The organism is Amycolatopsis sp. NPDC005232, assembly GCF_040607795.1.
Classification (GTDB): Bacteria; Actinomycetota; Actinomycetes; order Mycobacteriales; family Pseudonocardiaceae; genus Amycolatopsis.
In genome coordinates this window covers 25,801-46,820 of sequence record NZ_JBEXHL010000044.1, presented here as the reverse complement: position 1 = coordinate 46,820, position 21,020 = coordinate 25,801, and the positions used below count along the sequence as shown (strand labels likewise).

The 21,020-nt window shown below is 69.9% G+C and carries 24 protein-coding genes and 1 pseudogene; 7 read left to right on the top strand and 18 right to left on the bottom strand.

The annotated features are described in order from the left end of the window. The first annotated feature begins 123 nt into the window (after positions 1 to 123). Entirely contained in the window at positions 124 to 612 is a 489-nt protein-coding gene (locus ABZU76_RS45455) for a helix-turn-helix domain-containing protein (RefSeq protein ID WP_003096372.1), read from the top strand. A gap of 392 nt (positions 613 to 1,004) precedes the next feature. Here the strand turns inward: ABZU76_RS45455 and nusB are convergent, their stop codons facing one another. Genes nusB through ABZU76_RS45440 form a run of 3 tightly spaced genes read right to left on the bottom strand, consistent with a single transcriptional unit; the run spans position 1,005 to position 3,168 of the window. Beyond that, a complete protein-coding gene (gene nusB / locus ABZU76_RS45450) occupies positions 1,005 to 1,463 on the bottom strand; it encodes a transcription antitermination factor NusB (protein ID WP_220238460.1) in 459 nt (152 codons plus the stop codon). Next, positions 1,463 to 2,026: an elongation factor P gene (gene efp, locus ABZU76_RS45445; protein ID WP_220238459.1), complete on the bottom strand. Its 564-nt coding sequence runs from the start codon at positions 2,024 to 2,026 to the stop codon at positions 1,463 to 1,465. The genes nusB and efp overlap by 1 nt, the downstream gene beginning before the upstream one ends. 44 nt (positions 2,027 to 2,070) lie before the next feature. Beyond that, positions 2,071 to 3,168, bottom strand: coding sequence for a Xaa-Pro peptidase family protein (locus tag ABZU76_RS45440; protein ID WP_354882798.1), 1,098 nt, complete (start codon positions 3,166 to 3,168; stop codon positions 2,071 to 2,073). 136 nt (positions 3,169 to 3,304) lie between these two features. Between ABZU76_RS45440 and ABZU76_RS45435 the strand changes: the two genes are divergently transcribed. Continuing rightward, a complete protein-coding gene (locus tag ABZU76_RS45435) occupies positions 3,305 to 3,898 on the top strand; it encodes a B-4DMT family transporter (protein WP_354882795.1) in 594 nt (197 codons plus the stop codon). Here the strand turns inward: ABZU76_RS45435 and ABZU76_RS45430 are convergent. The 10 genes and pseudogenes from ABZU76_RS45430 to ABZU76_RS45385 form a co-directional block, all read right to left on the bottom strand. Beyond that, positions 3,822 to 5,351 (bottom strand): beta-xylosidase, encoded by a 1,530-nt coding sequence (locus ABZU76_RS45430; protein ID WP_354882792.1) that lies wholly within the window; start codon positions 5,349 to 5,351, stop codon positions 3,822 to 3,824. The genes ABZU76_RS45435 and ABZU76_RS45430 overlap by 77 nt on opposite strands. Before the next feature lie 21 nt (positions 5,352 to 5,372). Continuing rightward, complete coding sequence (locus tag ABZU76_RS45425) at positions 5,373 to 6,296, bottom strand: GNAT family N-acetyltransferase (RefSeq protein WP_354882789.1); 924 nt, start codon at positions 6,294 to 6,296, stop codon at positions 5,373 to 5,375. Beyond that, positions 6,293 to 6,724: a type II 3-dehydroquinate dehydratase gene (aroQ, locus tag ABZU76_RS45420; protein ID WP_354882786.1), complete on the bottom strand. Its 432-nt coding sequence runs from the start codon at positions 6,722 to 6,724 to the stop codon at positions 6,293 to 6,295. The genes ABZU76_RS45425 and aroQ overlap by 4 nt, the downstream gene beginning before the upstream one ends. Then, positions 6,721 to 7,830 (bottom strand): 3-dehydroquinate synthase, encoded by a 1,110-nt coding sequence (gene aroB / locus ABZU76_RS45415; RefSeq protein ID WP_220238455.1) that lies wholly within the window; start codon positions 7,828 to 7,830, stop codon positions 6,721 to 6,723. The genes aroQ and aroB overlap by 4 nt, the downstream gene beginning before the upstream one ends. A gap of 57 nt (positions 7,831 to 7,887) precedes the next feature. Further along, a complete protein-coding gene (locus ABZU76_RS45410; protein ID WP_354882782.1) occupies positions 7,888 to 8,412 on the bottom strand; it encodes a shikimate kinase in 525 nt (174 codons plus the stop codon). Further along, positions 8,409 to 9,596: a chorismate synthase gene (gene aroC, locus ABZU76_RS45405; protein WP_220238453.1), complete on the bottom strand. Its 1,188-nt coding sequence runs from the start codon at positions 9,594 to 9,596 to the stop codon at positions 8,409 to 8,411. The genes ABZU76_RS45410 and aroC overlap by 4 nt, the downstream gene beginning before the upstream one ends. A gap of 45 nt (positions 9,597 to 9,641) precedes the next feature. Further along, entirely contained in the window at positions 9,642 to 10,556 is a 915-nt protein-coding gene (locus tag ABZU76_RS45400) for a prepilin peptidase (protein ID WP_354882778.1), read from the bottom strand. 1,540 nt (positions 10,557 to 12,096) lie between these two features. Then, positions 12,097 to 12,252, bottom strand: a pseudogene (locus ABZU76_RS45395) (zf-HC2 domain-containing protein); the annotation flags it as partial. Beyond that, entirely contained in the window at positions 12,249 to 12,734 is a 486-nt protein-coding gene (locus ABZU76_RS45390) for a sigma-70 family RNA polymerase sigma factor (RefSeq protein WP_220247519.1), read from the bottom strand. The gene ABZU76_RS45390 and the pseudogene ABZU76_RS45395, both read right to left, overlap by 4 nt. 42 nt (positions 12,735 to 12,776) lie before the next feature. Continuing rightward, positions 12,777 to 13,181, bottom strand: coding sequence for a hypothetical protein (locus ABZU76_RS45385; RefSeq protein WP_354882775.1), 405 nt, complete (start codon positions 13,179 to 13,181; stop codon positions 12,777 to 12,779). Between the two features lie 128 nt (positions 13,182 to 13,309). On the opposite strand from ABZU76_RS45385, the gene ABZU76_RS45380 reads away from it, so the two are divergent. Then, complete coding sequence (locus ABZU76_RS45380; RefSeq protein WP_354882772.1) at positions 13,310 to 13,747, top strand: Rieske (2Fe-2S) protein; 438 nt, start codon at positions 13,310 to 13,312, stop codon at positions 13,745 to 13,747. A gap of 81 nt (positions 13,748 to 13,828) precedes the next feature. Here ABZU76_RS45380 and ABZU76_RS45375 read toward each other — a convergent pair whose 3' ends face one another. Both ABZU76_RS45375 and ABZU76_RS45370 read right to left on the bottom strand, forming a co-directional pair. After that, positions 13,829 to 14,284, bottom strand: coding sequence for a PTS glucose transporter subunit IIA (locus tag ABZU76_RS45375; RefSeq protein ID WP_220238451.1), 456 nt, complete (start codon positions 14,282 to 14,284; stop codon positions 13,829 to 13,831). Then, positions 14,281 to 14,592 carry a PTS glucose/sucrose transporter subunit IIB gene (locus ABZU76_RS45370; protein ID WP_255637710.1) on the bottom strand — a complete coding sequence of 104 codons (312 nt, stop codon included), beginning with the start codon at positions 14,590 to 14,592 and terminating at the stop codon, positions 14,281 to 14,283. The genes ABZU76_RS45375 and ABZU76_RS45370 overlap by 4 nt, the downstream gene beginning before the upstream one ends. Positions 14,593 to 14,757: 165 nt before the next feature. Between ABZU76_RS45370 and ABZU76_RS45365 the strand changes: the two genes are divergently transcribed. From ABZU76_RS45365 to ABZU76_RS45350, 4 genes are all read left to right on the top strand, one after another. After that, positions 14,758 to 15,567: a GntR family transcriptional regulator gene (locus ABZU76_RS45365; RefSeq protein ID WP_354882768.1), complete on the top strand. Its 810-nt coding sequence runs from the start codon at positions 14,758 to 14,760 to the stop codon at positions 15,565 to 15,567. After that, positions 15,564 to 16,802 (top strand): PTS transporter subunit EIIC, encoded by a 1,239-nt coding sequence (locus tag ABZU76_RS45360; protein WP_354882765.1) that lies wholly within the window; start codon positions 15,564 to 15,566, stop codon positions 16,800 to 16,802. The genes ABZU76_RS45365 and ABZU76_RS45360 overlap by 4 nt, the downstream gene beginning before the upstream one ends. 31 nt (positions 16,803 to 16,833) lie before the next feature. Then, the gene (locus tag ABZU76_RS45355) at positions 16,834 to 17,103 is read left to right on the top strand and encodes an HPr family phosphocarrier protein (protein WP_354882762.1); all 270 of its coding nucleotides are present in this window, start codon (positions 16,834 to 16,836) and stop codon (positions 17,101 to 17,103) included. Between the two features lie 96 nt (positions 17,104 to 17,199). Then, positions 17,200 to 18,015, top strand: a complete 816-nt coding sequence (locus tag ABZU76_RS45350; RefSeq protein WP_354882759.1) for a serine hydrolase domain-containing protein — start codon at positions 17,200 to 17,202, stop codon at positions 18,013 to 18,015. A gap of 493 nt (positions 18,016 to 18,508) precedes the next feature. Here ABZU76_RS45350 and ABZU76_RS45345 read toward each other — a convergent pair whose 3' ends face one another. Genes ABZU76_RS45345 through ABZU76_RS45335 form a run of 3 tightly spaced genes read right to left on the bottom strand, consistent with a single transcriptional unit; the run spans position 18,509 to position 20,781 of the window. Beyond that, positions 18,509 to 19,477 carry a hypothetical protein gene (locus tag ABZU76_RS45345; protein WP_354882756.1) on the bottom strand — a complete coding sequence of 323 codons (969 nt, stop codon included), beginning with the start codon at positions 19,475 to 19,477 and terminating at the stop codon, positions 18,509 to 18,511. Between the two features lie 11 nt (positions 19,478 to 19,488). Then, entirely contained in the window at positions 19,489 to 20,424 is a 936-nt protein-coding gene (locus ABZU76_RS45340) for an ABC transporter ATP-binding protein (protein ID WP_354882753.1), read from the bottom strand. Between the two features lie 51 nt (positions 20,425 to 20,475). After that, positions 20,476 to 20,781, bottom strand: a complete 306-nt coding sequence (locus ABZU76_RS45335) for a hypothetical protein (RefSeq protein ID WP_354882750.1) — start codon at positions 20,779 to 20,781, stop codon at positions 20,476 to 20,478. Between the last annotated feature and the right edge of the window lie 239 nt (positions 20,782 to 21,020).

Here is a 21,020-nt window from a genome sequence, read left to right as displayed (position 1 = left end):
CGGAGACCTTCTGCTTGACCTGGTGACAACTATGCGTAACCATTACTCTGAGTATTCGACTCGAGGAGTCCCCTGACCGGTCACCACGACCGGAGTGGGGGTGAGGAAACGGAGAACCACCAGATGGGCGATTACGCCAAGGCGCTCGGGGCCAAGCTCCGCGGGATCCGCCAGCAACAGGGCCTGTCCCTGCACGGCGTCGAGCAGAAGTCGGGCGGCCGCTGGAAGGCCGTCGTCGTCGGCTCGTACGAGCGTGGCGACCGCGCCGTCACCGTCCAGAAGCTGGCCGAACTGGCCGACTTCTACGGTGTACCGGTGGTCGAACTGCTGCCGGAGGGCCGTGTGCCCTCAGGTGCCGAGCCCGCCACGAAGATCGTGATCAACCTCGAGCGGCTCCAGCAGCTGCCCGCGGAGAAGGTCGGCCCGCTCGCGCGGTACGCGGCCACGATCCAGAGCCAGCGCGGCGACTACAACGGGAAGGTGCTCTCCATCCGCACCGAGGACCTGCGCTCGCTCGCGATCATCTACGACATGACCCCCGGCGAGCTCACCGAACAGCTCATCGACTGGGGCGTCCTGCCGCCCGAGGCCCGTCCGTCCAAAGAAGACTGATGGGCGGCGGTTGCCCGACGCGGTGGGTGTTTTCGGCGGGGCACCGGAAACACCCACCGAGCTTCGGACACCGCCGGACCGGCTGCGGACGGTGATCAACACCACCCCGGCCGTCCCCTCGCACCCGCGTCTGCCGTTCCGGCGCGTGACCCGTTCGGGCTAGCGCTTCCGGGTTGCCGTGACGGTGAACCCGGTTCACCGGGCGACGCCCGGGCGAGCCCGAGCACGGCCCGGCGCCGGCTCTGACACGCTCGGTGTGACGAAGACCTCTTCCGGACCCCACTCGTGAGGCTTCCTGGGGACACCAGCACAACGCCGAAGGCCGCGGCTCCAGTACGGAGCTCGCGGCCTTCGGCGGTTTTCGGCTTGTTTTCGACTTCGAAGTCAGCGGGTCAGAGCACGGCCCGCAGGCGGTCGGCGATCGTCCCGATGCGCCCGAGCACGCCGTTGACGAAGCGCGGCGAGTCGTCGGTCGAGAGCTCCTTCGCCAGGCCCACGGCCTCGTCGATCGCGACGGGGTCGGGCACGTCGGAGGACCAGAGCATCTCGTAGACGCCCACGCGCAGCACCGCCAGGTCGACCGGCGGCATGCGGTCCAGTGTCCAGCCCTGCGAGTGCTCGGCCAGCAGCTCGTCGACCTGCTCGCGGTGGGTCGTGACGCCCTCCACGACAGTGATCGTGTAGTCGGCGACCGGGTCGACGTCGGTGGACCCGACCCGGTCGGCCAGCAGCGTGACCGGGTCGGTGCCGCGTTGCGAAGCTTCGTACAGCATCTCGACGGCACGCCGGCGGGCCTGCCGCCTGCTGATCGCGCCGCCGCGGTTCGGGTGCGGCTTCTGTTTGTCCGCCATCAGCTGGAGACGCGGCCGAGGTACCGGCCGTCACGCGTGTCGACCTTGATCTTCTCGCCGGTCGACACGAACAGCGGGACCTGGATCTCCGCGCCGGTCTCGAGCGTCGCCGGCTTGGTGCCGCCGGTGGAGCGGTCGCCCTGCAGGCCCGGGTCGGTGTGCTGGATGACGATCTCGACCGAGGTCGGGAGCTCGATGTAGAGCGCCTCGTTCTCGTGCACCGCGACCTGGACCTCGGTGTTCTCAAGCATGTAGTTGGCGTTGTCCGACACGACCTCGGCCGGAACCGTGATCTGGTCGTAGGTGTCGCCGTCCATGAACACGAAGTCCTGACCGTCCTTGTACAGGTAGGTCATGTTCCGGCGGTCCACGGTGGCCGTTTCGACCTTCGTGCCGGCGTTGAAGGTCTTGTCGACGACCTTCCCCGTCAGCACGTGCTTGAGCGTGGTGCGCACGAACGCGCCGCCCTTGCCCGGCTTGACGTGCTGGAACGCGGTGACGGTCCAGAGCTGGCCCTCAAGGTTGAGGACGAGCCCGTTCTTCAGGTCGTTGGTGGTGGCCACGAGCTTTCGGTCTCCTGTGTCGATCTCTTCGTCCGCGGCCCGTCTCAGACGGCCACGAGGTCCTTGGTGCTCAGGGTGAGGAGTTCGGGCCCGGAGTCCCGCACGACGAGCGTGTCCTCGATGCGCACGCCACCGCGCCCCGCGAGGTAGACGCCGGGCTCGACGGTGACCGCCATACCGGCGGACAGTGTACCGACGCCCGTGGTAGCGAGGCTGGGCGCCTCGTGCACCTCGAGCCCGACGCCGTGGCCGAGGCCGTGGGCGAACTCGTCCGCGCGGCCCGCGGCGGCGATCACGGAGCGGGCCGCGGCGTCCACTTCGGACACGTCGGCGCCCGGGAACACGGCCGCGGTACCGGCCGCCTGGGCGCGGTGGACCAGGTCGTAGAGCTCGCGCTGCCAGTCGGCGGCCTTGCCGAGCACGAACGTGCGGGTCATGTCGGAGTGGTAGCCGTCGACGGTCGCGCCGAAGTCGAGCTTCACGAAGTCACCTTCGCGCAGCTGCGCCCCGGTGGGCTGGTGGTGCGGGATCGCCGAGTTGGGCCCGGCGGCCACGATCGTCGCGAACGACGGCTCCGACGAACCGTGCTCCAGCATGCGGTTCTCCAGGTCGCGTGCCACTTCCAGCTCGGTGCGCCCGGCGCGCAGGCCGCCGGACGCCAGCAGGTCGGCAAGCGCGCGGTCGGCCGCCGCGCAGGCCGAGCGCAGGGCCGCGACCTCGACCTCGTCCTTCACCGCGCGCAGCTGCTCGATCAGCCCGGGCGTCCGGACCAGCGTCACCTTGTCGAAGCGCACCTTGAGCGCCTCGTGGTCTTCCACGCTCACGTGCTGGCTCTCGAACCCGGTACGCCCGTAGGTCGAGTGGGCGCGGGCCGCGAAGTCGGCGAGCACACGGTCGCTGGCGCGGCCCATCACGCGCATCAGATCGGGCACCTCGGACGCCGACTGGGTCGTATAGCGGCCGTCGGTGCAGAACACGGTCTGCGCCTCGCCGCCGGCGTGCACGAGCAGCGCGGCGTTCGACCCGGTGAACCCGGTGAGGTAGCGGATGTTGAGCAGGTCGGTGACCAGCAGCGCGTCGACCCCGGAATCGGTGATCAGGGACCGCAGCGCGCCGCGACGGTGAGCGTGGGTTTCAGGCACCCGGCCAGCTTAGCCACGCGGATCGCCCGGTCCGGGGACGCTCGCGGCGGTCACCGTCCGCAAGCGGCCGGGCACCCGGAGCCGCTGCTCCGGGTGGACCACACGGCGTTCACCCGGTGGCACCTACACTCCGTCCATGCTGGGTGCCTGGTTGACTCGCGGGCTGGTCATGGCCGTCGTCCACGCCGCCGCCATGACGCTGCTCGCCAAGTGGTCCGTGTTCCACCCGACCGACCAGACGGTGATCACGTCCGTCACCCTCGCCGTGCTGGTGGGCGTCGCGGCGCTGTGGAGCGCGGTCGACGGCTGGCTCGGCAAGCCGGACCGCGGCCGGGCCTGGTTCATCGCGTCGCTGGTGGCCGGCGTCGTCTCCGGCATCCTGTATGTGATCGGGCGCGCGGTGTTCGTCGACCAGACCGGGACGTCGGAGCTGGGCGCGGCGCTCACCGGGGGTGCCGCGTTCTCGGCGCTGCTGGTGCTGGTGCCGGCCGGGCTGGGGCTGTTCGTCGGCTCGCGCGTGCGGCGGCCCGCGCCGGAGGACGAGGAGCCGGAACCCGAGGACGACGAGGACGACGGGTCGGGCAGCCAGTCGGGTCAGCTGGAGCTGCCGGAGGCCGAGCCGGCCGGCGCGCCGCGGCCGAAGCCGTCGCCCGTCAGCCGCCCAGCGGGAGCCCGGGCGCGTAGGCGTCCCACTGTCGCGGGTCGATCTCCGTCACCTCGGCCCCGTTGAGGTCCACGATCGTGGTGTCGGGCAGGCCGTAGAGCTCGTTGCCGAGCACCACGCCGTACCCGTGGCCGTACGAGTGCACCACGTTCGTGCCGGACTTCAGCGTCGTCTTCACGGGCAGCCCGGCGACGGGCGCGAGCGGCCGGTCCACCACTTCCCCGGCCAGCGCGGCGGCGACGGAGCGGCGGTCGACGCGGATGCGCACGCCGCGACGGAACAGATCCATCCGGCGATCCGGTGACGGCATCGCGACGCCGTCGAAGGTCGTGGTCACGCGGTCGGGGCTCGAGCAGCCGCCGGCGCCCTGCACGTCGAGCCCGAAGTGCTTCAAGCCCGTCGGCGCGCCCGCGGAACCGATCGCGGTCGCGCGCACGACGTCGAACGAGACGGTGTCGCACGGGTCCGTGACCGACGTCGGGGCGTGGCCGTCCGGCCGGCGGATGAGGCCGGGCCCTTCCTTCCACGCGCCGGGGATCACCAGCGGCGTGTAGGGCTGGAGGGTGAAGTCCTTGTCCCAGAAGGTGAGCGAGGTGCCGTCCGCGGTCTCGTGGGCGATCACGAACGCGTCGAGCGCGCCGACCCATTCGAGGTCGGCGCTGAACCCGTCGACCACCGAGCGCTCACGTGGTGCCGAGGTGCTCGATACGGGCCCGAAACCCCTGTCCCCCAACGATTCCACGCCGCTGCCGAACGCCGGGTCGTGCGAGCGGATCACGAACTGGCCGGCACCGTTCCAGCCGGCGGCGCGGCCGGTGGTGTCGGTGAACATGAGATAGTACCAGCCGTCGAGGAACACGACCGAGGGCTGGCCGGCGCCGTAGACGTTGTCGCGGTGCACGTCGTGCGAAGGCCCGAGGATCGGGCGCCCGCCCGCCGCCCGGGTCCAGTGGACGCCGTCGGGGCTCGTCGCGAGGCCGACGGCGTTGCCGAGCGCGTGGTCGCCCGCCGCGCCGGTGTAGTACAGGTAGTAGGTGCCGCCGACGCGCAGCACGGACGGGTCGCACGTGTGCACGCCGTCGAACGCGCCGGGCGAACCGGACAGGACCGCGATCGGCGCGCCGCCACCGGGTCCGGTGAAGGGACCGTCGGCCGAGGGCGCCTCGGCGTAGAGAATGTCGTCGCCGGGCGGGGCCGCGCTGCCGTACTGGCTGCACCACCACAGGCGGGTCTTGCCGTTTTCGACCATCGCCGTGGGGCCGTAGTTGTAGACCGCGTCGGCGGCTCCGGCGGCTACCACTCCGTTGCTCTGGCGGGCTTTCGCGGTCTCCAGGGGGACGTTCGCCACGCGCGGGGGTTTCGCCGGAGCCGGCTTGCCACCCGCGATGCCGCCGTGGTCGGGTCCGTCGGCCTGGGTCTGCGCGTAGCTGTCGCTGCAGCCCGCCACCACGACCCCCGACAACGCCAGGGCGAACAGGGCTCGCGCGGGTCGCCGAACCCCGCCACGAAACGGGTGCATGATGGTTGAGTCTAACCAGTCCTAACCCGGTTGGGTGAACGCGTCCCCGTCTCGCGGGTGTTCGAGGGCAACAAGCTCGACCTCGAAGCCGTCGTCGTTCTCGAGGTAGGCCGCGTAGTGCGGTTTCCCGCCCGCGTAGAGAAAACGGTCCGCTAACAGGGGCCGCCAGCCGGGCCCACCGGCCGCGAGCGCGTCGACCTCGGCGCGGGTTGCGACGTGCAGGGCGAGGTGGTTGAGGCCGGGGCGAAGGCGTTCGTGCGGTCCGGCGGCCATGGCGGGCGAGGCCTCCACCACGAGGTACGTGGGGCCGAGGCGCCAGCTGACGCCGTCGGGCCAGCGCCGGTACTCGCGCCAGCCCAGCCGGCCCAGCAGCCAGCCCCAGCTGCGTTCGGCGCGCGCGAGGTCCGGGACCCAGAGCTCGAGGTGGTGGGGCCGGCCGTGCGCGGTGGGCAGCGCGACGAGCACGCGGTGCACGTCGCCGTAGTGCACGCCCGAGCCGACGTCGAGGAAGCCGAGCCGGCGGGTGATCGCGAGACTGGCCGCGTTGTCCTCGTGGACGAGCGCCCACACAGCGGGCAGGCCGAGAGTGATGAGGCCATGGTCCACGAGCGCGCTGGCGGCTTCGGTGGCGAAGCCCTTCCCCGCGTGCTTCGCGGCGATGAAGTACCCCACCTCGGCGACGTCGCCAGGCAGCTCGGACGACGGGCGCAGGTGCGCGACGCCGATGACTTCGCCCTCGTGCTCGACCACCCAGTGGCCCTGGCCTTCGGGCCCGTCGAAGGCCAGGCGGCGGGCCACCATGGCGCGGACCTGGTCGGGGTCGGAGAAGTCGGCGGCGAAGAACCGGCTCATCTCCGGGTCGGCGAACACCGCCACCACGGCGTCGGTGTCGGCCTCGGTCAGGGCCCGCAGCCGGAGCCGGTCGGTGGTGAGCTCCTGGGTCACTTCACGTTCGCTGCGACCCAGCGCAGCGCGAGGCCGTAGCCGTCGACGCCGAGGCCCACGATCACGCCGGTGGCGACGTCGGAGAGCACGCTGTGGTGGCGGAACTGTTCACGCTTGTGGACGTTGCTGATGTGCAGCTCGATCAGCGGCGCGGACAGCTGCGCGGCGGCGTCGCGCACGGCGATCGAGTAGTGCGTCCAGGCGCCGGCGTTGAGCACGACCGGGTTACCGCCGTCGGCGGCCTCGTGGAGCCAGCCGACGAGCTCGCCCTCGTGGTCGGTCTGGCGCACCTCGACGTCGAGGCCGAGCTCGGTGCCCGTCTTCACGCAGAGGGCGGCGAGGTCGTCGTGGGTCGTCGAGCCGTAGACGGCGGGCTCGCGCTTGCCGAGGCGGCCGAGGTTGGGGCCGTTGAAGACGAAGACCTTCACAGCAGCACGCTCCCGCCGCTCTTGGGGGCGTCGGCCGCGACCGCGGAGTACGCGGCGGCCAGCAGCGCCGGGTCCGGGCCTTCGAGGCGGCCGGGCTTGGCGAGCGCGTCGAGGACCACGAACCGGAGCACGCCGGAGCGGGTCTTCTTGTCGCCCTTCATGCTTTCCATGAGCTGGCCCAGCGCGTCGGCGTCGTAGGTGGTCGGCAGGCCGATCAGCTTCAGCACGGACGCGTGGCGCGCGGCGGTCTCGTCGTCGAGGCGCCCGGCGAGGCGGGCGAGCTCGGCGGCGAAGACCAGGCCCACGCTCACGGCCGCGCCGTGGCGCCAGCGGTAGCGCTCGCGGCGCTCGATGGCGTGGCCGAGGGTGTGGCCGTAGTTGAGGATCTCGCGCAGGTCGGACTCGCGCAGGTCGGCGGCGACGACGTCGGCCTTCACCTGGATCGAGCGGCGGACCAGCTCGGCCAGCACGTCTCCGGTCGGGTCGAGGGCGGCTTCGGGATCCTGTTCGATCAGCTCCAGGATGCGCGGGTCGGCGATGAAGCCGGTCTTCACGACCTCGGCCATGCCGGCCACGAGTTCGTTGCGGGGCAAGGTTTCCAGCGTCGCGAGGTCGACGAGCACGGCACTCGGCTCGTGGAACACGCCGACGAGGTTCTTGCCGGCCTCGGTGTTGATGCCCGTCTTGCCGCCGACGGCCGCGTCGACCATGCCGAGCAGCGTGGTCGGCACGTTGACCAGGCGCACGCCGCGCATCCAGGTGGCGGCGACGAAGCCGGCCAGGTCCGTCACGGCGCCGCCGCCGAGGCCCACGACCACGCCGCGGCGGTCGAGCCCGATTCGGCCGAGGACCTCCCAGCAGAAGCTGGCGACGGAGAAGGCCTTGCCGTCCTCGGCGTCCGGGATCTCCACGCGGTGCGCGTCGAGGCCCGCTTCGGCGAGCTCCTCGCGCACGGCCTCGGCCGTGGCGGTGAGCGTGGGCGGGTGGATCAGCGCGATCTTCGACGCGTCGGCGAGCTGTGCGGTGAGCTCGGCGAGCAGGCCGCGGCCCACGAGCACGTCGTACGGGTGCGCGGTCGCGACGCGGATCCGGACGGGTTGGGACACGGGTTTTCCTCACTACTCCTGGAGTTGTGGCACTCCGGGTCTGTGTTGCTCAGCGTCCTACTGCTTGCGGACTTCGGCCGGTTCGATCGCGGCGACCGCGGTGGCCACCACCTCGGCGGGCGTGCACTGGTCGGTCTCGATCTCGACGGTCGCCACCTCCCGGTACACCGGCAGGCGCGCGTCGAGCAGGGACTTGAACGTGGCGCGCGGGTTCACGCCCGCGAGCAGCGGACGCGCGCTCGACAGGCCGGTGCGCTGCACGCCGGCGGCGAGGCCGACGCTCAGGAACACCACGGTGTGCTTCGCCAGCAGCGCCCGCGTCTCCAGGGTCAGCGGAGCGCCGCCGCCGAGGGAGAGGACGCCGTCGTGCTCGTCGAGGGCGGTGGCGACGGCCTGCGCTTCGAGCGCGCGGAACGCCGGCTCGCCGTCCTCGGCGAAGATGTCGGAAATCGCGCGGCCGGTTCGCTCGACGATGTCGTCGTCGGTGTCGCGGAACGCCACCCCGAGCGCCTCGGCGAGCAGCGGGCCCACCGTGCTCTTGCCCGAGCCCGGCGGTCCCACGACCACGGCGCGGGGGCTCACCAGCGCTCCTCGAGCGCCTTCAGGTAGCCCTCGGCGTTGCGCTTGCTCTCGGCCAGCGAGTCGCCGCCGAACTTCTCCAGCGCGGCGTCGGCCAGCACCAGCGCCACCACGGACTCGAGCACGACGCCGGCCCGCGGCACGGCGCACACGTCCGAGCGCTGGTGGATCGCGACGGCCGGCTCGCCCGTGCGCACGTCCACCGTGGACAGCGCCTTCGGCACGGTCGAGATCGGCTTCATCGCCACGCGCACGCGCAGGGGCTCGCCGTTGGTGATGCCGCCTTCGAGGCCGCCCGCGCGGTTGGAGCGGCGCGTGACGCCGACCGGGCCGGTGCCGCGGTCGATCTCGTCGTGGGCCTGGCTGCCCCAGCGCCGAGCGGTGGTGAAGCCGTCGCCGACCTCCACGCCCTTCATGGCCTGCACGCCCATGAGCGCGCCCGCGAGGCGCGCGTCGAGGCGGCGGTCCCAGTGCACGTGGGAGCCGAGGCCCGGCGGGAGCCCGTAAGCGAGCACCTCGATCACGCCGCCGACGGTGTCGCCCGCCTTCCGCACGGCGTCGACCTCGGCGACCATCGCCTCGGTGCCCTCGGCCGAGAACGCCCGCACGGGACTCTCGTCGATCGCGGCCAGGTCACCCGGCTGCGGCAGCGGCCCCTCGGGCGCGTCGGCACCGCCGATCGACACGACGTGGCTCAGCACCTCCACGCCCAGCAGCTGGCGCAGGAAGTTGCGCGCCACCGTGCCCAGTGCCGTGCGCGACGCCGTCTCGCGGGCGCTCGCGCGCTCCAGCACGGGACGGGCCTCGTCGAAGCCGTACTTCTGCATGCCGGGCAGATCGGCGTGGCCGGGGCGCGGCCGCGTGAGCGGCTCGTTGCGCGCCAGGCCGGCGAGCACCTCGGGGTCCACGGGGTCGGCCGCCATGACCTGCTCCCACTTGGGCCACTCGGCGTTCTCGATCTGCACCGCGATGGGGCCGCCCTGCGAGATCCCGTGGCGGACGCCGCCAAGGAACTGCACGTGGTCGGTCTCGAACCCCATGCGCGGGCTGCGACCGAACCCGAGGCGTCGCCGCGCAAGCTGCGCGGTGAGGTCTCCGGTGGTCACCTCCACACCAGCGGGCAGGCCCTCGAGCACAGCGGCGAGGGCGGGTCCGTGCGATTCTCCTGCGGTGATCCAGCGCAACACCTGGCAATCCTGTCACGGCTCGCGGGGCGCCTGACCAGCAGCCCCTCAGCTCGGCACCACCCCCGAACCCACCCCGGGAAACACGGCGCACATCCAGGCCGCGACCACCAACGCCGGCCCGTGGGGCACACCACACCGAATCGCCCGATGGGCGCAAGGCCCGTCCCTGGCTTGTGGCGGGGATGTCTCCTGGGTGGCCGATGCCGGATGCCCGCCCGGCGCCTCCCTTGGCGGGGTGGCCGATGCCGGATGGCCGCCTCGCGCCTCCTTCGCTGAGGTGGCCGATGCCGGATGGCCGCCTGGCTCGTCCTTCGGAGAGGAGGCCAATGCCGGACGCCTACCTGCGCGGGATGTGCCTTTCGGCGAGGTGGCCGGCGCCGGAAGGCCGCTCGCTCGTTGGGTGCGGCGCGCCCGCTCGGCGATGGCCGGCACCTGCGTTCCCACAGCCGCGACGGCACTCAGGCCGGCCGCCGCTACCGCCGCGACCGCCACCGACGCCCAGCCCAGCGCACCCAGCACCGCGCCGAGCACGCCGGCGAGCTTCACGTCTCCCGCCCCGAGCTGCGCCGGCCTGACCCGGTGGACGACGAGATGGACGCCGCCGAACACGAGCACGCCCTCCGCCGCGCTCACGAGCAGCGTCGCCCCGCCCCCGCTTACGGCGGCGACGGTCATCGCGGTCGCCATGACGGGATACGCCGACAACGTCAGCACATCCGGCAACCTCCGATGCCGGACATCCGCCAGGCACAACGGCACCCCGACCACCGTGAGCACCCACGGCACCGGCCACCACCACTCGGCCCAGCGCCCCTCCCGCCACCGCCACACGACGACGAGCAGCGCAGCCACCACCACGACGACAGCCGCGACCGGCGGCACGGGTGCACCCGCCCGCCTCAGCAACCACACCAGGAGGGGCACCACCGCCCCACCCACAACGACCATTCCCCAGGACATGCACCCACGTTCGCAGCGCCCGCCCACCACGCCAAGCCGCGCCTGTCGCGAGGGGACCGCTCGCGCCGAAAACCCGCTCGATTCACTCGACCGGGCAGCCCAAACCGGCCGCGCAGCACCCCAACCGCCGCCGGCGCAGACCACCCGAGCGGCTTGACACCACACCTGGCCGGCGACCGCGCGGCCACAACCCGCACAGATCGCCACTGCCAGGAACCGCCGCCGCGACCCTCCGCCGCTGCCGCGACCGGCGGGCGACCCAGCCGCCCGAAACGTCACGAACCAGCTCGGCGTCAACCCGAGCCAAGCGAAGGCGCACAACAACCGAGCCCGCCCGGCCTGCGGCCGCGCAGTAGTAACGCGAGCCGGTCAGCAGCTACGCGCCGACAACTCAAGCCGGCCACTCACGGCATCCGGAGGTCGCTCCAAGCGCCCCAATGCGGCGTTCGGTGCGTTGAACGCAACCAACGCCACATCGGGGTGGGCCGAAGCGAGCCCGTGAGTCAGCGAGTCATGGATAAACCAGGCGCATCAACGGTTTCCCCGTCCGTACGCTCCGGATCTCCAGCGAGGCGATGTCCTGGGACTTCATCGGTGTGCCCACCACGACCTTGGCCGTGTTCTCCGGCAAGGCCTTCCAGGTGGCGAGTTCGGCCTCGGTGCCATCGCGGCCGAGGGCGACGAGCGAGTAGTCCCCGCCCTTGCCGCCGCGGTAGCTGCAGGACATTTGGACCTCGGTGCCCCACGACTGGGGGTCGATGCGGGCCGCGGCCTGGATCGGGTATTCGCCGAGGGCCGACATGGCGAGCGCAGGCGGTGGCGGAGGCGCGGCGACAGCGGGAGCGGCGGGCGGCGGAGACACGTCCGGCAGCGAAACGGACACCGCCAGAGCCACCCCGGCCGCGACGGCCAGCGCGGCCACTCCCCCGGTCACCCCGTCCCGGATCCGCCGGCGGCGCCGCACCTTCCGCATCAGCACCGGCAGCAAGTCCGGCATCGCCTGAGAGCCCGGCGCGAGCGAGCCCGGCACCGAAGGCACAGTCGGCAGGTCCGGCATCGACGGCACAGCCGACAGATCGGGCTCCGGAACCGAATCCGAGCCCGGCGTCAACGACATCGCCGACAGGTCAGGCACCGACCGCGAGCCCGGTCCCGGCACACCCGTCGCATCGGAGCCCGGCACCGGCACACCCGGCGCATCCGAGCCGAGCGCATCCGATACCGGCACAAATCCCGGCGCGCCCGGCACAACCGATCCCCGCCCCGGTACATCCGATCCCGGTACACCCAGTACAAACCCCGGCACACCAGGCACGTCCGGCACATCCGCGCCCGGCCCCCGCGAATCCGCCACATCCGGTCCCGGCACCGACCGCGAATCCGGCTCCGGCAGAACCGGCCCCGGCACCGACCCCGGCACCGGCTCCGAGCCCGGCACGATCACCAGATCGGGCACCGGCCCCGGATCCGGTGGCGTCCCCGCACCGCCGCGCTCACGTTCGCCGGGCCCGAAGGCTCCCCCCGGCGAACCACCTCTGGTCTGCGCGAGCAAACCCGGCAGCCCGGCCAGCTCGCGCACCGCGGCGGCGCACCGGTCGCACTCCTGGAGGTGCTCCTCGAACGCCTGCCGGTCCTCCGGTGACAGCGCACCGAGCACGTACGCGGCGTCGTAGGTCGCGAACTCGTCGGCGGTCACTGCGTCACCCCCCGCTCTTCCAAAGCCAGGCGAAGCGCCCGCAGCGCGTAGTGCGTGCGGGACTTCACCGTCCCCTCGGCTATCCCCAGGCGGTGGGCGGCGTCGGCCACCGAGTACCCCTGGAAGTAGCACAGTTCGAGCACTTCGCGGTGGCGCACCGAGAGCTCGCCCAGCGCCTCGGCCACCAGCCATCCCTGCACGGCCCGTTCGGTGCCGTCGGCCACCGCGCGCTCGGGCGGAGCGTCGGTGACGACCTCCGAGCGCGAGGTCGCCGACCGCCACCCGTCGATGGCGATCCGGCGCGCGACCGTGAACAGCCACGCCCGGGCCGAACCCTGCGACTGGTCCAGCACGTCGGTGTGCCGCCACGCCCTCAACAGCGTCTCCTGCACCACGTCCTCCGCGTGGTTCCGGTTGCCGCCCGTCAGGTGCAGGGCATAGGACCAGAGCGCGGCCGCGTGTTCCTCGTGCAGCGCGCGCATCAGCTGGTCCTCGACGTCACTCCTCGCCACGGAAAGCCCCGGTCAGCGTCCGGCCGGCACCGCGTGCCCGCCGGAAGACTGCCTGGCGCGCACCTCCTGCACCAGCAGCACCAGGCCGCAGATCACGCACAGTGCCTCGGTGACCACGCCCCAGTACTCGAACTGGCTGTTGAACTGGTCGTGCATGCCGTAGAAGCCCACGGTCACCGACAGCAGGTACGCCAGCAGCGTCACGCCGCCGAAGCCGAACGTCAGGAACGGCGGCACCCAGTGGTGCCAGAACAGCAGCGCGACGGCGATGACGATCCCGGCGATCCCGTTCACCAGGAACAGCGGACCGACCACGGCGATGTCCGAGTAGCCGCTGCCGAAGTACAGGTAGAAGTGGACCGCGGCGGACCCGACCAGCCCGATCGCGCCCAACCCTCGCATCCAGTTGGCCAGCATGATGTTCTCCTTCACCCCGTCCGAATCCCTCTCCCCCAGTACACGAAAGCACGGACGATCCGGTTCACCGGACAACGCTTTGTGGTGAACGGGTGAACCACACGGACGATCATCTCGTTAGTAGGGGCATGACTGCCGAACTGTTTTCCCGCCGCTCCGTCCTCACGACCGGGGCCACCGTCGCCGGCGTCGCCGTGGGCACCGTCGCCCTCGCGGCCTGTGGCGCCGGCTCGGACTCGGGCTCCTCGGGCGGCGACGCCCCCAAGCCCGGCGGGAAGGTGATCGCGCTGTCCGACGTGCCCGTCGGCCAGGCGAAGTCCGCCAAGACCCCCGACGGCCAGGACGTGATCGTGGCCCAGCCGACCGCCGGAACCGTGAACTGCTTCAGCGCCATCTGCACCCACCAGGGCTGCACCGTGAACCCGCCGCAGGGCGCCGAGATCCACTGCCCGTGCCACGGTTCGGTGTACGACTCGCTCACGGGCGCGGTGAAGAACGGCCCGGCCGAGAAGCCGCTGCCGAAGATCAACGTGAAGGTCGACAACGGAGAGGTCGTCACCGCCTGACGACGTAAACCACCCAACGCACGCGAAGGGCCCCTTGTGGACGATCACCGTCCACAAGGGGCCCTTTCGGCGTAAAACTCCTCAGCCGTTCCAGCTGAACAGCGGGTCGCCCGCCGCGACCGTGCGCCCGGGCTCGAGGCCCGCGAGCACGTCGGCCTGGGCGTCGAGCCCGACCACGGGCACGATCGGCGAGTAGCCGGCGGCCGTCACGGCCTCGGGGTCCCAGCCGATCACCGGCTGGCCGGCGCGCACCGACTCGCCCTTGACCACGTGGAGGGTGAAGCCCTCGCCCTTCTCCTTCACGGTGTCGATGCCGAGGTGCACGAGCACGGCGCGCCCGTCCTCGGTCGCCACCACAAAGGCGTGCGGGTGCAGGGTCACGACGGTGCCGTCGACCGGCGCGACGGCGTCGGAGCGCCCGCCGCTCGGCTTCACGGCGATGCCGGGGCCGACCATCGCCTCGGCGAACACCGGGTCGGGCACCTCGGTGATCGCGACGACCTCGCCCGCGACGGGGCTCAGGATCTCGAGGCTCACATCAGGTCCTCGATGTCGCTGGCGATCGTGTCCGCCTCGGGGCCGACGATCACCTGCACCGCGGAGCCCATCTTCACCACGCCCATCGCGCCCGCGGCCTTGAGCGCCGCCTCGTCGACGAGGCTGGTGTCCTCCAGCTCGCAGCGAAGGCGCGTGATGCAGCCTTCGATCTCGACGACGTTGTCCACGCCGCCGAGCGCCGCGAGAATCTTCTCAGGCCTGTCATCCGCCATCGCGGCCTCCTCGTTTCCCGTTGGTTCCCCACGTGAGCCAGTGCGCTCCACCAGTACTACGCCGTTCGTCGGCATGCACGTCGCCGCAGGCCACGAACGCATAACGGTGGTTGACACCCAACCGCGAGGCGGAGCATTCTGCCCCATCGGAATTATTGGTCTAGACCGGAACGTACCAATCTTCCGGCGAAGACGCGAGCACCGGTCGCCCGGTGCGACGACACGAGGAGGGTGACATCGATGAGCGCTGCCGCGCACGTCCCGCCGCCCGACGGCGTCGACCGGGTCGACCGGGTGATCAACGGGCCCACGCCCAAGCACGCCCAGCTGCGCGAGATCCTGCGCCGGTCCGTGGAGCGCGAGCTCCCGCCCGGTTCGCCGATCCCGTCGGAGCGGGAGCTCGCCCAGCGCTACGGTGTCTCGCGCCTCACGGTCCGCTCGGCGATCGGCAAGCTCGTCGAAGAGGGCCTGCTGGCCCGGGTGCGCGGCAAGGGCACGTTCACCGCCGCGCGCCGCATGGAGTTGCAGCTCTACCTGATGTCCTTCACCGACGACATGCGCCGGCGCGGGCTCACCCCCACCACGGAGGTGGTGTCCACGTCGCTCGAGGTCCCGCCGGTGACCTCGGCGCACGCACTCGGCCTCGCCGAGGGCGTGGCGGCCCACCGGCTGGTGCGGCTGCGGCGCGCGGACGGCGTGCCGCTGGCCGTGGAACGCGGCTGGTACCACGCGGGCCGCACGCCCGGACTGCTCGACCTCGACCTCACCCGTTCTCTGTATGCCCAGCTGGCCGAGGCCTACGACCTGCGGCCGGACCAGGCGTACCAGACGGTGTGGGCCGAGTCCGCGGATCGCGAGACGGCGCGCCTGCTCGGCATGCGCACCGGCACTCCGCTCCTCGTTTTCCGCCGGGTCTCCAGCGCAGGCGGAGAGCCGGTGGAGGACATGACGTCCTGGTACCGGGGAGACCACTACCAGGTGACCATGCAGTTGGACCGGAACACCCCGGATTCCGGCCACCAACCCCACTACGGAGGTACCCGACGATGAGCGCCACCACCACAGAGGGGGCGAAGGGCAAGAAGAGCGGCGGCGGGCTCGCCGGGCTGCAGCGCTTCGGCCGCAGCCTGATGCTGCCCATCGCCGTCTTGCCCGCTGCCGGTCTTCTCAACCGGCTGGGCCAGGACGACGTTTTCGGTAAGACCGGCCTCGGCTGGGACAAGGTCGCGGCTGTGATCGGCGCCGCGGGCGGAGGCCTGTTCGACTGGCTGCCCCTGCTGTTCGCCATCGGTATCGCGGTCGGCTTCGCGCGCAAGGGCGACGGCTCGACCGCCGTCGCCGCGGTCGTCGGCTGGGTCGTGTTCAACAAGGTCATCCAGGCCATCGCGCCGATCAGCAGCCAGGAGGGCTACAAGCCCGGCTGGGAGGGCGCGCCGATCCACTGGCCCTACAGCGTCCTGACCGGTGTGATCAGCGGTATCGTCGCCGCTCTGCTGTGGCAGCGCTACTACCGGATCAAGCTGCCGAGCTGGCTCGCCTTCTTCGGCGGCCGCCGGTTCGTGCCGATCATCACCGCGTTCTCGATGATCATCCTCGGCGTGATCTTCGGCCTGCTCTTCAAGTACGTCGACCAAGGCATCAACTCCATCGGCCAGGCCGTCGTCGGCTCGCCGGTGATCGGTGGCGGCATCTACGGCGTGCTCAACCGCCTGCTCATCCCGATCGGTCTGCACCAGCTGCTCAACGTGCCGGTCTGGTTCATCTTCGGCGGCGGTGACCTCAACAACTTCTTCGGCCACGTGCAGGGTTCCGGCACGTTCATGACCGGCTTCTTCCCGATCTTCATGTTCGCCCTGCCCGCCGCGGCGCTGGCGATCTGGCAGACCGCGAAGCCGGGCCAGAAGAAGATCGTGGGCTCGATCATGATCTCGGCGGCGCTGACCTCATTCATCACGGGTGTCACGGAGCCGATCGAGTTCGCGTTCATGTTCGTCGCGTGGCCGCTCTACATCTTCCACGCGATCATGACCGGTGTCTCGCTGGCCGTGTGCAACGCGCTGGGCATCCACCTCGGCTTCTCGTTCTCGGGCGGTGCGATCGACTTCGCCCTGAACTCGTCGCTGGACACTGCACACAAGGCGTGGCTGCTGATCCCGATCGGCCTGGTCTTCGCCGTCATCTACTACGTGGTGTTCCGGTTCGTGATCACGAAGTGGAACATGCGCACCCCGGGCCGCGAGGACGACACGATCGAGGCCGACCTCGACCGCACGGCCGCGAAGTAAGCTCACCAGCAGAAACCGAGAGAGGACGACCATGCCGGAGAAACGAGTCACCGTGGCCAGCAAGGTGGGCCTGCACGCCAGGCCGGCCGCGCTGGTCGCCAAGGCGGCCGCGGCGCAACCCGTCGCGGTGACCATCGCCAAGGCCGGCGGCGACGCGGTGGCCGCCGGCAGCGTGCTCAACCTGATGACGCTCGCCGCCGCGTTCGGCGACGAGGTGGTCATCAGCGCCGAGGGCGAGGGCGCCGACGCCGCGATCGACGCGGTGGCGGAGCTCGTCGCCACGGATCTCGACGCTCAGTAGGTACCGCTCCAGGGGCAGCCGCGAGGGGCCGTTCGTCGCCGGGAAACCGCGACGGGTGGCCCCTTCGCGCGTTTCCATGGTGTTTAAGGTGGAGGCATGGACAGCCTGCGCCTGATCGACAAGTGGCCGGTGGACAACGCCGCGGCCGGGGTGGTTTCCGCCGACGGCGCGGTGCGCGACCGCCGCGGCGATTCCGCCCGCGTGTTCCGCCTGGCGTCGGTGACCAAGCTGCTCACCGCGTACACGGCGCACATCGCGCTCGAGGAGGGCGTGGTCGAGCTGGACACGCCCGCCGGCCCCGAGGGCTCGACTGTGCGGCACCTGCTCGCCCACACCTCCGGCCTCGCCTTCGACGCGCACAAGGAGATGGCCCCGCCTGGCACCCGGCGCCTGTACTCCAACTCCGGCTTCGAGGTCCTGGCCGAAACCCTCACCGAACACTCCGGCATCGCCTTCGCCGACTACCAGCGCGAAGCCCTGCTCGACCCGCTCGGCATGACCGCCACGGCCCTGGACGGCTCCCCCGCCTCGGGGGCCGTGTCCACTGTGGACGACCTACTGCGCTTCGCCGCCGAGCTGCAGTCCCCGAAGCTCCTCGCACCCTCCACCCTCGCCGCCGCCACCGACGTCGCCTTCCCCGGCCTCAACGGCGTCCTCCCCGGCTTCGGCTACCAGAAACCCAACGACTGGGGCCTCGGCTTCGAGCTGCGCGACCACAAGTCCCCGCACTGGACCGGCTCCGCGAGCTCCCCGCGCACCTTCGGCCACTTCGGCCAGTCCGGCACCTTCCTCTGGGTGGACCCCGAAGCAGGCCACGCCTGCGTCGCCCTGGCGGACCGCTCGTTCGGCCCGTGGGCCGCCGAGGTATGGCCCCCGTTCACGGATGCGGTGCTGGCAGAGCTGAAGGGCTGACTCACCGCCCCAACGCCGCATTCGGTGCGCTCAACGCACCCAACGCCACATTCGGGCGTTTTGCCCACCACCCAAGGCGACGGACTCACACAACCAGGCCCAGCACCCAGACCCGCCCCGGCACCCCGATCCGATGCCTCCACGCGGCCGGCGACCCGTTGTCAAGGCACGCTTGGCGGACCTTCTTTTGTTGACCTACTGTGGTGGACATGGTCAACAAGGACGAGGTTAGCGCTGGTGGGGAGCCTCGGCGGCTGGTCCTGGATGACGGCCTGGAACCGGCGGCCGAGCTTCGGCCTTCGGTCGGTCGTCGCCGAGCGGCGTCATGCGCGTCTCCGCTGCTTCCCCCGCTGATTCGAGCAGTACCGCAGCCGTCTAGTCGACGGTCGGGCTCGAACAGCCTCCCGATCCAGCCGTTGAGCGCCTCCGTCAGCGCTTTCCTTCAAGCTCAGGTGCTCTGGTCGGACGGTAGGTCCCGACCAGAGCACCTGAATCAAGCTGTGGATGTGGCCCGTCGGACGTGGCGAAAGGCAAGCAGGGTCAGTAGCACCGCCACGGCGCAGCACAATGCGATCTCGATGGCCTGGGTGGCGACGAGGTGGCTGCCCGACTGGTAGTCGGTCACAATCTTGTCGACGCCATGGCTGCGAATGCATTGCTCCCATTCGGGTGCCGTGGGCGCGTTCCGGCATTCCTGACTGGGGAAGGGAACCGGCGTGCCCGCTGCGTTGGTGTAGTGAACGTCGAGCTGGAACGAGTTTTCCCCAGGCAGGGCTATCTTGGTGTAGCCGTTGTCGGCAGTGAACGGGGCCTCTTGGGTCGACGCGGGAAACCATTTTAGGCGGACAATCACCAGCGCGGCACGGATCGCCACGAACGCGAACAAGGCGATACCCAAGGCTGGCACGACCTTGCGGACGAAGGCGCCGGCCGTGAATCCAACTAGCAGAGCAAGTAGGAAATACGAAACTTGCAACCCGACGGAAGCCTCAAAAAGCGTCTGCGTGAACATCGACTTTGCCGTTACCTGATGTACGCTGATTGCCAGCGAGTGCGAGGTGAATCCTGACACGATCGCGAAGACGACGGAAAAGAAGACCAGAATACTCAGCCGCTGCCCGATCCATCGGGTCGCGGTGACGTCCTGCGTCCAGGCGAACAGATATGTCTGGCTCTCGTACTCGCGCGCGAGCAGCGGAGCACCCCAGAACACTCCGATCAGGACCGGGATCACCGTCTGGCCGAGTAGCAACCAGTTCGCTGCGTCGACGTCGCCCGCGAGATTTCCGCTGTCCGGCCCGGACGAGCAGCTTCCTGCGGTAAGGCCGATGCAGGCGTCCAAGTTGCCGGTCAGGTTTGTCGCCGCAAGCAGTGTGAACATCTGCAGCAGGGCCCAGGTGCCGACGAGGAAGACCGTGACCAGGCGATTCGAGCGCCAGAGTTGCCAAGTGGTGTCGAGCATTCTTAGCTTGGTCACTTCGCACCGGCCTCGGCGCTTCCGGCCGTCCGCTGGACCGGGATGGACGAGGACAGGTACGCGAGGACAATCTCCTCCAGCGTCAACGGTCGAACTTTCCGCTCGTCGGATAGTCCGTCCAGTGTGCTCGGGCTGTTGACACGGACGATGGCTGAGTCGTCGTGTTCGAAGCGATGAACCTCGGTTATGACATTGCTCGACGGCACGGACATCGGCAGCTGCATCCGGACGTGTGATGTTCGGATGTCGTTCGTGTTGCCTTGCAAGATCAGCTGACCACTCTTCAGTACCAGCAGGTCGGTCACCAGACTGGCAAGCTCGGCGACGACATGGCTGGATACGAGGATCGTGGTTCCGTGCTCTTTGGCTTCAGAGACCAGCTGCGTCGTAACCTCGTTGCGCGCGATCGGGTCGAGGCTGGCGACGGGTTCGTCGAGCAAGAGGACCGCAGGAGAGCTGCCGACGGCGAGCGCCAGCGCGACTTGTGCTTGCTGCCCGCCTGAAAGCTGCCCGCACTTGCTGTCCAATGGAATATCGAATCGCGAGAGCCAGGCGTGTGCTCGGTCCGGGTTCCAATGCGAGTTGAGCGATTTCGCGACCCGCAGCATTTCGCCGACAGACAGGTAGCGATACAGCGGTCGGTCCTGTGCCACAAGGGAGACTTTGTTGTATTTATTGCGTGAGCCGGGTTCATGCAGGTCCCGTCCGCCGACGGTGACGTCACCTTCGCCTGGTCGCAATATGCGGGCCAGGATCTTAATCAAGGTCGATTTTCCCGCACCGTTCGCGCCAACCAGACCCGTAATAGATCCACGTGACAAGGAGAACGAGCAGTTGCTCAATGCGGGTCGAGTCGGTCGTTTCGAATAGCTGAACCCCAAAGCCAGGGCGACCAGTACGTCCGCAGCGTCGCCGATATGTTCTTCTGACATAGACTTGAACCTGATTCCGATTCCGGTTTGGCCTATCCGGCGTTTATATTTTTACTGAAGTCGAATAGTGTAGGACGATTCCCGACTGGTTGCCCCTCTAGTCTCCAGCATGTGGCCTGGACGCAGTAGTACCCCGAGAGCCTGCGCCGGGTCGGCTCGCACCTCGTTGATCATGTGTTCGCGGTCTTCCGAATTTGAGAATTGTGTGTCTTCAATGCTCCGAAGTGCGTCGCGGACAAGTTCTTCCTCGTTGAGAATGATGATTGTGGCCTGCACTTCAATTTCGTATCTCTGGCCGTAGAGAAGAGCTTTATGAAGAGCGACTTCTTCTTCGTGGGTCTTCGGTTCAAATTCCACATTCCAATACTACCATGATGGCGGGAGGAACCCCTACCCTGAAACGCCCCCTAGGGGTTGGCCCTGTTGGCCACCAGGGCCAACCCTGGGAATTCATCCGTGTGGGCTATTTCGTTTCAGTTGTGACCGATTCAACGGGTGAAAAGCAATCGCCAGCCAGTCCGTCTTGTGAGCCCTTGCGTCCGCCAGGCGGGATGGCGACCCAGGGGCCTGTGACATTGGGGTCCCACCATGCACTG